11 protein-coding genes and 1 pseudogene are annotated in these 12155 nt (G+C 66.0%); 8 read left to right on the top strand and 4 right to left on the bottom strand.

The features are described 5' to 3' along the window. From GTP90_RS26680 to GTP90_RS26665, 4 genes and pseudogenes are all read right to left on the bottom strand, one after another. A pseudogene (locus tag GTP90_RS26680) lies at window positions 1-294 on the bottom strand (hypothetical protein); the annotation flags it as partial. 76 nt (window positions 295-370) lie between these two features. Beyond that, window positions 371-718 (bottom strand): hypothetical protein, encoded by a 348-nt coding sequence (locus tag GTP90_RS26675; RefSeq protein WP_161086345.1) that lies wholly within the window; start codon window positions 716-718, stop codon window positions 371-373. 55 nt (window positions 719-773) lie between these two features. Further along, window positions 774-1394, bottom strand: coding sequence for a 3'-5' exonuclease (locus tag GTP90_RS26670; protein ID WP_161086344.1), 621 nt, complete (start codon window positions 1392-1394; stop codon window positions 774-776). 27 nt (window positions 1395-1421) lie between these two features. Then, window positions 1422-2672: an Hsp70 family protein gene (locus GTP90_RS26665; RefSeq protein WP_161086343.1), complete on the bottom strand. Its 1251-nt coding sequence runs from the start codon at window positions 2670-2672 to the stop codon at window positions 1422-1424. 191 nt (window positions 2673-2863) lie between these two features. On the opposite strand from GTP90_RS26665, the gene GTP90_RS26660 reads away from it, so the two are divergent. The 8 genes from GTP90_RS26660 to GTP90_RS26625 all read left to right on the top strand — a co-directional run bounded on the left by GTP90_RS26660 (window position 2864) and on the right by GTP90_RS26625 (window position 12152). Beyond that, window positions 2864-3994 carry a LacI family DNA-binding transcriptional regulator gene (locus tag GTP90_RS26660; protein ID WP_161086342.1) on the top strand — a complete coding sequence of 377 codons (1131 nt, stop codon included), beginning with the start codon at window positions 2864-2866 and terminating at the stop codon, window positions 3992-3994. 3 nt (window positions 3995-3997) lie between these two features. Further along, window positions 3998-6172: an ATP-dependent helicase gene (locus tag GTP90_RS26655; RefSeq protein ID WP_161086341.1), complete on the top strand. Its 2175-nt coding sequence runs from the start codon at window positions 3998-4000 to the stop codon at window positions 6170-6172. Between the two features lie 114 nt (window positions 6173-6286). Beyond that, entirely contained in the window at window positions 6287-6811 is a 525-nt protein-coding gene (locus GTP90_RS26650) for an OmpA family protein (RefSeq protein WP_161086340.1), read from the top strand. A 158-nt stretch (window positions 6812-6969) separates the two neighbouring features. Continuing rightward, window positions 6970-8409: a catalase gene (locus tag GTP90_RS26645; RefSeq protein ID WP_161086339.1), complete on the top strand. Its 1440-nt coding sequence runs from the start codon at window positions 6970-6972 to the stop codon at window positions 8407-8409. A 61-nt stretch (window positions 8410-8470) separates the two neighbouring features. Further along, window positions 8471-9202 (top strand): hypothetical protein, encoded by a 732-nt coding sequence (locus tag GTP90_RS26640; RefSeq protein ID WP_161086338.1) that lies wholly within the window; start codon window positions 8471-8473, stop codon window positions 9200-9202. Continuing rightward, window positions 9199-11571 carry a hypothetical protein gene (locus tag GTP90_RS26635; RefSeq protein ID WP_161086337.1) on the top strand — a complete coding sequence of 791 codons (2373 nt, stop codon included), beginning with the start codon at window positions 9199-9201 and terminating at the stop codon, window positions 11569-11571. The genes GTP90_RS26640 and GTP90_RS26635 overlap by 4 nt, the downstream gene beginning before the upstream one ends. Next, window positions 11541-11765 (top strand): DUF29 family protein, encoded by a 225-nt coding sequence (locus tag GTP90_RS37655; protein WP_161086336.1) that lies wholly within the window; start codon window positions 11541-11543, stop codon window positions 11763-11765. The genes GTP90_RS26635 and GTP90_RS37655 overlap by 31 nt, the downstream gene beginning before the upstream one ends. 207 nt (window positions 11766-11972) lie before the next feature. After that, complete coding sequence (locus GTP90_RS26625; protein ID WP_254452061.1) at window positions 11973-12152, top strand: hypothetical protein; 180 nt, start codon at window positions 11973-11975, stop codon at window positions 12150-12152. Window positions 12153-12155 lie beyond the last annotated feature (3 nt).

Genomic DNA, 12155 nt, shown 5'->3' with positions numbered 1-12155 from the left:
GGCGGGTGCGGCGGCCTGGGCGCCAGCGCCTGACGTTGCGGATGCCGCCGCGCCGGCGGACGGCGCACCGCCGCTGATCGTGGCCAGCTGCGCCTTGGCGGCGGCGCTGTCCGATTGCGCCTGCAGCAGGCGCTGTTCCATGGCTTGCAGGCGCGCCTCGTAGGCCGCCTTCATTTCGCGGATCTCCGCGCGGATGGCGGCCAGTTCCTTCTGTTCTTTCTTATCTGCGGCATAGGCCTGCGGGGCCGCCACGGCGACGCTCAATGCGGCCGCGAGTACGCTGTGTTTCAACATGTGATTTCCTGTGGATAGCTACGATAGACCGAGCCCCTGCTCAAGCGGCAGTGGCGGCGGACCAAGGGGTGTGCGATCAGGACAGGACGGGCGGCGCTCGCGATCGGAAGCCGCAGACGGTGCGCTGGCAATCGAGCGGCGTCGGCGTGCGGACCACGGCCACCGATGTATTGGCGGCCAGCGGGAAGGAATGGAAATGTGTATCGGCAGCGGAAGCGATCTGCGCGAACGCCAGGCACTGCGCGCAATTGTGATCGAGCCCCAGCTTGGTGATCCTGCTGGCATCCTCATCCTGCTGCGCGGCGGCCTGCACCACGCCGGTCGCGGCCGAAGCGTGCGACAGCGCGTGCGAGTACCCCATCTGCTGGGAGAACACCAGCAGAAGCGACAGCAGCACATAAAGGAAGTTGCGGCGTGTGTTCACAAAATACCAACTATCGATACATCAGTGCCGGTATTGTAATGCGAGCCACAGAGTTTTAGCGCACTTTTTGTTTTTCGAGGAAGGCGTGCACCTTGGCGGCCGCCAGCTTGTTGATCGCCACCAGCAGCGAGGTGTCGACGCCGGCCAGGCCGTAGGTCGAGCCGATGTGCTTGCCGATATGGATCAGCACCTCGGCCGCCACCTCGGCATCGGACTCGGCCCGGTGGGCCGCGCTCTTGAAACGGATGCCCAGCTGGTCCGACAGATTGCCCAGCTTGTAGCTCGGCAGCTTGGGGAACACGCGGCGCGACAGCTTCAGCGAACACACCAACGCCTGGTAGCCCGGCGTCAGGCCCAACCGGGCCGCCTCGGCGCGCAGGAACTTGTCGTCGAAGCTGGCGTTGTGGGCCGACAGCGCATCGCCGCCGATGAAGTCGAGCAGCTCCGGCACCACCCGCGATACCGGCGGCGCGCCGTCGACCATGGCCTGCGTGATGCCGGTCAGGCCGGTGATGAAGGACGGTATGCGCACATTGCAGTTAATCAGCGACACATAGCGGTCGACCACCTTGCCGCCGACGATGCGCAACGCCGCCACCTCGGTGATGCGGTCGCCCATGTCGGGCGACAGGCCGGTGGTTTCGAAGTCGAGCATGACGATCGGTTGGTCGAGCATGGTGGTCCCTATCAGTTATCCGAACAGTTAGCCGAACTTGCGCACGGCATCCAGCGCCAGGCCGGCGCCGATGCTGCCGAACAGGTCGCCCTCGACCTTGCGGGCCGACGGCACCAGCGCGCCGATGCGCTCGCGCAGCATGCGCACGCCGCTCGAACCGCCGGTGAAGAACACCGTGTCCACATCGGCCGGCGCCACACCGGCGTCGCGCAGCAGGCTCAGCACCGTGCTCTCGACCGAGCCGACCAGGTGGCCGATGGCGTCGTCGAACTGTTCGCGGCACAGCTCCAGCGTCACGGCCGGCGACAGGCGGTCCAGCTCCAGCGTGACTTTCGGCGCGTCGGACAGCGCGATCTTGCCCTCTTCCGACTTCATCGCCAGCCAGTGGCCGGCGCGCTGGTCGATCAGCTTCTGCAGGCGGCCCAGCTTTTCCTGCTCGGCCGAATCGCGCAGCAGGTCGGACAATTGCGTCCACATCTTCTTGGTGTACGCCTGGTTGATGGTGTGCCAGGTCGCCAGGTTGAAGAAGTAGCTGGACGGGACTTCGCTGTTGTTGCGCAGCCGGCTGCCGTAGCCCAGCAGCGGCATCACGGACGACAGGCTGAGGTATTTGTCGAAGTCGGTGCCGCCGATGTGCACACCGCCGTTGGCCAGGATGTCGTCGCGGCGCTCGGTCTTCTTGGCGCGCTCGGGCGACAGGCGCACCAGCGAAAAGTCCGAGGTACCGCCGCCGATGTCGGCGATCAGCACCAGCTCTTCGCGCGTAATCTGCGACTCGTAGTCGAACGCGGCCGCGATCGGCTCGAACTGGAAAGCGATGTCCTTGAAGCCGACGGAACGGGCCACCTCGGCCAGCGTGTCCTCGGCCAGCTGGTCGTTTTCCTTGCTGTCGTCGATGAAGTGCACCGGACGGCCGAACACGGCCGACGTGAACTGGCGTCCGGCCGACTGCTCGGCGCGGCGCTTCACCTCGCCGATGAACTGCGACAGCAGCGTGCGGAACGGCAGCGCGCGGCCCCCCACCTCGGTCTGGCCGTCGATCAGGCTGGTGCCGAGCAAACTTTTCATGGAGCGCATCAGGCGCCCCTCGTAGCCGGCCAGGTACTCGGCCAGCGCTGCACGTCCGAAGGTGACTTCTTCGTCCTCGGCGTTGAAGAAAACCACCGACGGCAAGGTGGTCTTGCCCTCTTCCAGTTCCAACATCACCGGATGTCCGGGACGCACCCAGCCCACCGTGGAATTTGACGTGCCAAAATCGACGCCGCAAGCATTGGCCATGTCGACCCTTCACGTGAATAAAGGGGCGTCATTTTAGCAGAAATCCCGCTCCCTCAGGAAAAATTGCAGGGAGGCCACACCTGGCTGAATATTTCTTAAAAGAAAAACGATTATTATTGCTAACGAGTAAGATTTTGATTATGCTGGTTTCACTAATAAATAAGCAAGCTACAGCCTGCAGGCCAGAGACGATGACCAAATCCAAGCCGACCATCCAAGTCTGCGCAACTGAACACAAAGCCAGTATCGCCCGTGAAGCCCGCCGCGTCACCTCGTACGACGTGGCCATCGTGGCCGGCGTGTCGCAATCGGCCGTGTCGCGCTGTTTCAAGCCCGGCGCCAGCGTATCCAAGTCCACCCACGCGCGGGTGATGAAGGCCGCCGCGCTGCTGGACTACATCCCCAACGCCGCCGCCCGCAGCCTGATCACGCGCCGCTCCAACATGGTCGCGGTGCTGATCACCAACAAGTCCAACCTCTACTACCCGGAACTGCTGGCCGAGCTGAGCCAGCATCTGAGCACGCTGGGCAAGCGCGTGCTGCTGTTCCCGCTGGCGCGCGAGGCCGATGTCGATCGCGTGCTCAACGACGTCTGGCAATTCCAGGTCGACGGCGTGATCGTGGCCGCCCGCATGTCGGACGAACACGTGGCCGAATTCGAACGGCGCGGCATGCCGCTGGTGCTGTTCAACCGCACGCTGCGCAACCAGTCGGTCAACACCGTCACCTGCGACCACCTGGAAGCGGGCCGCACGCTGGTCTCGCGCCTGGCCGCCGCCGGCCACCGCCGCTTCGGCATCATTGGCGGCACCACCGACACCACCGTGGCCGGCGAGCGCCGCCGCGGCGCCTGCGAACGGCTGGCCGAGCTGGGCCTGCCGCCGCCGGTCATCGTGCCGGGCGAGTACGACTACGACAGCGGCGCCTCCGGCCTGAAGGCGCTGATCGAGAAAATGGGCGGCGTCCCGGACGTCATCCTGTGCGGCAGCGACGTGATGGCCATCGGCTGCCTCGATTGCGCCCGCCATGAACTGGGCATCGACGTGCCGGGTCAAATGTCGGTGGCCGGCTTCGACGCGGTCGAACCGTCCAACTGGCTGAGCTACAACCTGACCACGCTGCGCCAGCCCATGCCCAAGATGGCCGCGGCCGCGGCCAACCTGCTGTGCGCCGTCATCGACAGCCGCGAAACGCTGGTGGAACGGCGCCTGTTCAGCGCCCAGTTCATCGAAGGCGCCACCGCGCGCCTGCAGCCGAAGCCGCCCGCGGCGGCGGCCACTGTATCGGTCACCGGCATCCGCACGCCGGTCGCTATAATGTAGCGGATGAACGATGCCAACCCTCCCCGCTTCACCCCGCAAGGCCTGATCCCCACACCCGAGCAGACCGCCATCCAGCTGGCGCAGCACAAGGTGGTGCTGGTGGACGCCAACGCCGGCGCGGCCAAGACCACCACGCTGGCGCTGCGCATCGGCGAGGCGCTGGCGCGCAAACTGGCGCCGGAACAGATCCTGGCGCTGACCTTCACGCCGGAAGCGCGCGACGTCATGCGCCAGCGCCTGCTCGACGTCGGCGTGCCGCACGCCCTGGCCAGCCGCGTCGCGGTACTGACCTTCGAAGACTTCGCCGCGTTCCAACTCGACAGCATCGACGGCGACGGCCTGCGGCAATGCGCCGAGGCGCGCCAGCTGAAGGACTACGCGCTGGCCGCGATCGACCGCGTGGCCGAACGCTACGCCGGCCGCCTGGACGGCCTCGACCTGCAGACCCACAGCATCGCGCTGGCCCAGTTCCTCGACGTGCAGTTGCAACTGAAGGCGACCATGGCGCTGGCCGCCGACGTCGAATACATGGGCCTGGAAGACATCGCCGAGCAGATGGGCGTGCCGCTGACCGACTACCTGACCACGGTGGAGTACGAAACCCTGCGCCTGGACGGCGGCGCCGGCGCGGTGTTCCGCGGCCCGTTCGACGCCACCTTCGACCTGGCCTGCAACCTGCAGGCGGGCGCGCGCCTGGCCGAGCACTTCCCCGACTACCGGCTGGTGCTGTGCGACGAGCTGCACGACCTGAACGAGGCGGCCTTCCATATCCTCGACGCGCTGATCGCCAGGCCGCAGTGCTTCTTCGTCGGCGCCGGCGACAAGGACCAGGTGATCCACGCCAAGCTGGGCGCCAGCGAGGAATACCTGAACCGCCGCTTCGGCCAGAACTACCCCAAGCTGGTGCGCTACCCGCTGACCTACACCTACCGCCACGGCCCGCACCTGGCCTACGCGATGGCGGAGTTCAAGCAAAAGCCGGTCGAATCGAGCCTGCCGCTGCACACCGAGATCCGCCACGCCCACTACGACAACGCGGCCGCCTGCGCGCAGCAGGCCGTGGCCGCGATCCGGCAATGGAAGGCCGACGGCCACGCGCTGGACGGCTGCGCCATCCTGATCCGCGACCGCCACCAGTCGATGGCCATCGAGAACGCGCTGATCGAGGCCGACATCGACTACCGCACGCCCGCCATGGCCGGCTACCTGCAGCGCGACGAGATCCTGTTCCTGCGCGGGATGCTGGCGATCGCGCTCAAGGATTTCAGCGCCGTGAAATCGGAACAGGTGCGCACCGCCATCGTCAACGCCATGGTGGCCTTCAGCGAGATGCGCTTCAGCGCGCGGCGCATGGACAACTTCAAGGCGCAGATCATCAAGGACCCGGCGCTGCTGGGGGAGCTGTTCCACATCGACGACGAGCGGCGCGACGGCGACGAGCCGAACTACCGCGACGTCGCCAGCCTGGCGACCAAGCAGGCCGTGATCGCGGCCATCGCCTGGCTGTCGGAAGTCGATCCGGCCACGCCGGCGGCGGCCGTGCTGACGGAAGTGTGCGAGCGCGTCAAGCTGGTGGCGACCGCGCGCCGCATCTTCGTGCGGCCGTACGAGGCGGGCGTGGTCAACAAATCGGTGGCCGGCCTGCTCGACGCGGCGGCCGCCTCCGGCCACACACTGGCCGAGTTCTGGGCCGCGCTCAACGCGCGCGAAGCCTTCGTGCGGCGCAAGCGCGACCGCAAGGCGGTGCTGATCGAATGCGTGGCCAACGCCAAGGGCAAGGAGTTCGAGCACGTGATCCTGCCCTTCCTGCAGGCCGACGAATTCCCGCACCCGACCCAGCCCAAGGCCGAGGAGGAAAACCTGTTCTACGTCGGCGCCACCCGCGCCCGCGCGCGCCTGACGCTGCTCTCGCCGGCCGATGCCGCGCTGCGCAGCGGCTTCATCGCGCAGATGCGCCTGCCGAAATCGGCGGCGGCGGCCGAGGCGGCCATCGCCCGCAACCAGGCCAGGCCGGCCGCGCCGTCGGCCGCCCCGGCCGCGCGCCAGTACCTGACCGCCACCTATCAGGAGAAGGACCAGGTCAAGGCGCTGGGCGCCCAATTCGACATCACGCGCCGGGCCTGGTACGTCGAATCGGGCAAGGATTTGACCCCTTTCTCGCCTTGGATAAAAAAATAATGCAGCAAGCCAATACTTCTGAGGGAAACCCTTATATAATGTCGGTCGCGGCTGGTGTCCAAGCCTCACACCCCATGCAAGTCCAAAACAATTGAACTATTTCGGGAGTATTCCATGAAAGCACAACAAAAAATCCTGCTGGCATCCTGCGCACTGGCTGTTCTGAGCGCTTGCAGCACCCCAGCACCAGTCGTCGCCCCAGCACCGGCACCAGAGCCAGTCAAAGCCGCGCCGGCGCCGGCACCAGCTCCAGTGGCCGCGCCAGTCGCCGTGTCCCTGCCAGCCTACCTGGACCCAAACAGCTCGATCTACAAGAACCGCAGCGTGTTCTTCGACTTCGACAAGTACAATGTCAAGCCTGAGTTCAACGCCCTGGTCGCCGACCACGGCAAGTTCCTGTCGTCGAACCCTAACGTATCCGTCAAAGTCGAAGGCAACACCGACGAACGCGGTGGCGCAGAGTACAACCTGGCCCTGGGCCAGCGCCGCGCGCAAGCCGTGATCACCGCCCTGAAAGTACAAGGCGCGAAAGACGGCCAGATGGAAGCCATCAGCTACGGTAAAGAAAAAGCCTCCGGCAGCGACGACGCGACCCGCGCCCAGAACCGCCGCGCAGACATCGTCTACCCAAGCAAGTAATACGCCGCATCTTTCGGCAACGTCAGATGGTACCGAACGCCCGGCTTAACAGCCGGGCGTTTTTGTTTTGGGCTCTCCCGAAAGAGAGCTGTGCAAGGGCAAGGTCTTCGTTATGCTGCAAGCTTCCATTCACCCTCAGAACCGCTGAAGGAAGTCTCATGAAGAACCTCACCACCGCAGCCGGCGCGCCGGTCGTCGACAATCAAAACATCCAGACCGCGGGCCCGCGCGGCCCGGCGCTGCTGCAGGATGTATGGCATCTTGAAAAGCTGGCCCACTTCGCGCGCGAGGTGATCCCGGAGCGCCGCATGCACGCCAAGGGCTCGGGCGCCTTCGGCACCTTCACCGTCACCCACGACATCAGCCAGTACACGCGCGCGGCGCTGTTCTCCGAAGTGGGCAAGAAGACCGACATCTTCATGCGCTTCTCCACCGTGGCCGGCGAGCGTGGCGCGGCCGATGCGGAACGCGATATCCGCGGCTTCGCCGTCAAGTTCTACACCGAGCAAGGCAACTGGGACGTGGTCGGCAACAACACGCCGGTGTTCTTCTTCCGCGATCCGCTCAAGTTCCCGGACCTGAACCACGCCGTCAAGCGCGATCCGAAAACCAATCTGCGCAGCGCCGAAAACAACTGGGACTTCTGGACCCTGCTGCCGGAAGCCCTGCACCAGGTCACCATCGTCATGAGCGATCGCGGCATCCCGAAAGGCTACCGCCACATGCACGGTTTCGGCAGCCACACCTTCAGCTTCATCAGCCCGAAGAACGAGCGCTTCTGGGTCAAGTTCCACTTCGTCTGCCAGCAAGGCATCGAGAACTTCAGCGACGCCGAAGCCGCTGAAGTGGTGGGCCGCGACCGCGAAAGCGCGCAGCGCGACCTGTTCGACGCCATCGAGAACAAGGACTTCCCGCGCTGGAAGCTGGCGGTGCAGGTCATGCCGGAAGCCGAGGCCTCCAAAGTGCCGTACAACCCGTTCGACCTGACCAAGATCTGGCCGCACAAGGATTATCCGCTGATCGACGTCGGCGTGCTGGAACTGAACCGCAATCCGGAGAACTACTTCGCGGAAGTCGAGCAGTCGGCCTTCTCGCCGGCCAATGTGGTCCCCGGCATCGGCTTCTCGCCGGACCGCATGCTGCAATCGCGCCTGTTCTCGTATGGCGACGCGGCCCGCTACCGCCTGGGCGTGAACCATCACGCGATTCCGGTCAACGCGCCCAAGTGCCCGTTCCACAGCTACCACCGCGACGGCGCCATGCGCACCGACGGCAACCACGGCGCCAGCACCTCGTATGAGCCGAACAGCCATGGCGAATGGCAGCAGCAGCCGCAGTTCGCCGAACCGCCGCTGTCGCTGGAAGGCGCGGCAGGCCACTGGGATCATCGCGTCGATACCGACTACTACTCGCAGCCGGGCAATCTGTTCCGCCTCCTGACGGCCGAGAAGAAGCAGCTGCTGTTCGAGAACACGGCGCGCGCCATCCACGGCGTATCGAAGGCCATACAGCAACGGCACATCGATCACTGCACGCAGGCCGATCCGGCCTACGGCGCGGGCGTGATGGCCGCCATCAGCGCCCTTGAAGGCAAATAGATCAATCTTGCGGAAATAATAAACATCGGTAAAATGGGGCACCTTGTCGCCCCGTTTTCCGATGCCTTCCCTTTTTCTTCGCCTTGTCCTCAGCGCCCTGCTGCTTTGCCATTGCGCCGCGCGCGCGCAAGCAGTCGCCTGGCTGTGGGACGAAGCCCTGCTGCCGCCGTGGTCCACCACCGAAGCGGCGGTCCTGCAACGCCACATCCTGCTGACCGGCGACGCCGTGCGCACGCGTCCACGCATGCGCCAGCCCGCGATGCCCGCCGCCACGCGGGTCACGCCGGTGCTGCACGTCGAAGTCAGCACCGTCAACCCGCCGCTGGATATTGAAGCCAGCCGCGCGATCATCGTGCATGCGCTGCTCGACGCAGCCGCCGTCAGCACCTCCGGCTGGGTACAGCTGGACATGGAAGCCAAGCCGTCGCAGCGCGAGTTCTATCGTTCGCTGGTGCGGCAGCTGCGCGGCGCGCTGCCGCCGCAGATCAAGTTGAGCGTGACCGCGCTGGCCTGGTGGTGCCGCTCGCCGGCCTGGCTGGACGGACTGGCCGCCGACGAAGTGGTGCCGATGTTCTTCCGCATGGGCCGGGACAGCGCCACCATGCGCGACATCGTCGAACAATCGCCCGCCACGCTGCACGCCAGCTGCCCCGCGGGCAGTGCTGGCTTCTCGCCGCAAGAACCCTTCGCGCCGCAAGTGGCGGCGCGCTATCGTAAAACCTACTGGTTCGACCGCTACGCGTGGAAGCGCGACGGTGCGGACCTGCCGCCGCTTTCAAGGAGCTCGCCATGATCCACCCTCTTCGTCCACTCGTCATCGCCGCGGCGCTGCTGGCCTGCGCCCACGCCGCCGCCAGCAGTGGCGGCCCGTGGGATCCCTACGTCAGCCGCAGCGGGCCGGATATCGCGCTGAACCGCTATCAATCCGGTGAGTTGGGCGTGCTGCTTCCCAGCTATGACCGCATGTACCTGTACACCGCCTGGCGCACCGTGCAACTGGGCGCCGACGGCTTGAAGTCCGTGCCCAATCCGCAGGGCGGCCTGCTGCGCGCCATCGGCAGCCGCAACGGCGGCTGGGTCGACGCGACCGAAGGCAAGAAGGTCTATGGCGCCTGGCTGGCCGCCGTCGGCGCCGCGTTGAAGCAGGCTCCCGCCGCGCCCAAGGCCGACGACAGCATGGCCAATGGCTATCTGAATTGCCCGCTCGGCGGCTACACCTTCGCCACGTCCACGCTGAACGACCTGGCGCGCCGTCCCGATGCGACGCCGGCGCGGCTCAACGCGTGGGTGGCGACGCAGCGGCAGGTCTTCAAATTCTGCGGCGACGATGTGGATGCGCCACGCAACCGCTTCGATGAAACCAAGCGCGTGATCCCCGCGCCGGCCGAACTGCCCGCCTCCGAAGCGCTGTACTGGCGCCAGATGCAGCAATATCAGCTGGCCTCCGCCGCCTTCTATGGCGAGAACTACGCCCTGAGCACCAGCCTGTTCGCCAGGATCGGCGCCACCGACAAGCATCCGCTGCGCCAATGGGGCGAGTATCTGAGCCTGCGCTCGCAGGCGCGCGCCGCCACGTTTGTCCCGGGCCCGAACGCCGACCAGGCGGCCTGGCAGGAGCGGCTCGACGCCAAGCGCGAAGGTCCGGCCGCCGCCGCGGCACGGTTGGCGGCGGCGCAGAAGAAGCTGGCGGCGATCCAGTCCAGTGCCGATCATATCCTCGCCAACCCGGAGCTGGCGTCGCTGCATGAAGCCACCCGCGCCATCGTGCGCAGCATGCAGGTGCGGCTCACGCCTACGCTGCGCTTCGCGGAACTGAGCAAGCTGCTCGACGATCCGCGCGCCAATCCGTACCAGGACGATCACCTGGGCGACTGGCGTGTGCTGGCCAACGACCTGCTGCAGCCGCCCGGCGCCGACCAGGCCGACACCCGCCCCGCCCTGCGCGCCAGCGCCGGCTTCATCGACTGGCTGCAAACCCTCCAGCAATGCCAGGAGTACGAGGCCAAGCGCAGCTGCGCGGTGGAGCGCGCGCACGCGGTGGACCTGTGGAACCGCTACGCCAAGGAAGGCAACAAGGCGCAGGCGCGCGTGTGGCTGCTGGCCGCCGTCATGCTGTCCGATAAGCTGACGCCGGAGCTGGAGAAGGCGGCGCAGCAGGTGGCGTCCGGCACGCCCGAGTACCTGACCATGCGCCACGCGTTGGCTCGCCACTACCGCTTGAACAACCAGGCCGACAAGGCGCGCACGATTGGCGATGCCGTCTTGACCGGCCCCGCGCTGGCGGCCAGCAATTCGAGCAGCACGCGCAATCAGTTCCTGCAGGAGCGCTTTGCGGTGGCGTCGTCGCCGGCGGACGCCGCCAACTATCTGCTGCGCACGGCCAGCCGCGATCTCGATCCCGACACCGGCGAACAGGCCAAGGCCAGCGAGGAAGGTGGCACCGACAAGGTCCGCGTGGCCGTCGCGGCGGACGGCACGCGATGGCTGAACAGCGGCCTGTCGGTGGCCGACCTGTCGGCGCTGGCCGCGAACACCAAGCTGTCCAAGCCGCTGCGCACGCAGATCGCCGTGGCCGCGTGGATGCGCTCCGACCTGCTGGGGCAGGACGAGGCGGCATTGAACGCGGCCCAGCAGATCGAGCAGAACGCGCCGGTGCTGGCGCCTGTCATGCAGAAATACCGCAAGCTGGCCGGCACGCCGGAGCACCGCTACTGGATGCTGCTGAACGCCGTGAAGTACGGCCTGTCGCCGATGTACAGCGGCGCCACCGCCGAGATCAAGCTGCGCGCGCCGGATGAAACGCTGGCCGACATGTGGTGCAAGCTGCCCGCCAAGGCCGGCGCCAGCTACGGCGAAAACACCGACGCCGAACACACGCTGCCGATGCCGGAGCTGGGCAACAACGCCGCGCGCGACAAGGAGCTGGCGCAGCTTGCGGGCCTGAAGACGGCCACCGGCTACATCGGCGACTACGTCATGCAGCGCGCCACCGCCGTGCCGACCGATCCGGAACTGCCATGGCTGCTGTACGTGACGGTGCAATCGACACGCGGCGGCTGCCTGGACGCCGACGCCAAGACGCTGTCGAAGAGCGCATTCACCCTGCTGCACAAGCGTTACAAGAATAATGAATGGGCACGCAAGACACCGTATTTCTATTGAGTGGCATCAAACGCGGGAAGCGGCATAGGATTAGCCTGACGACTCTGGAGGTGCGACATGCCAAATATGCCACCGAGTGTTATCCCATCGCCCGCCGCCGCGCGGCGGAGGAAACGGGGCTCGGGGAAGACGTATTTCCACCTGGCCTGCTCTACTCCATCGAACAGCTCCTGGATCAAGACTTCATGCCCTAGCGGACATAGTGATGTAAAAACGCAACACAATCTGTCTTTTTGGCATCTAAATTCAGATTCCCATCGTCTTGGGTGAACTGGCGCACATTCAATTCCCGGCGGGCGGGGCAAAATAGGGCCGCATACTAATTAACCCTTGCCAGTCTCGCCGCCACCATGCCTACTCTGATAACTGCCGCCTACGCCCTGCACAGACAGAAAATCGCCGTGGAACGAACGCTGTGTGCGCGTTCGGCGGAAGAATCCCAGCTGGCGGCCCGCTGGGCCGGCGCCTGGCACAAGCTGGTCCAGCGCAAACTGGACCAGGCCGAGGCCATGGCCGCCGCGCCATTCCCGAACTACACCGGCTTCAGCGTGCAGCCCGCGGCGGTGCGGGTGCTGCACTAAACT

The sequence above is a fragment of the Duganella vulcania genome, assembly GCF_009857655.1.
GTDB classification, from domain to species: Bacteria; Pseudomonadota; Gammaproteobacteria; order Burkholderiales; family Burkholderiaceae_D; genus Rugamonas; species Rugamonas vulcania.
Note: the sequence above shows the minus strand (reverse complement) of the source record. Positions and strands in the feature narration are given on the sequence as shown.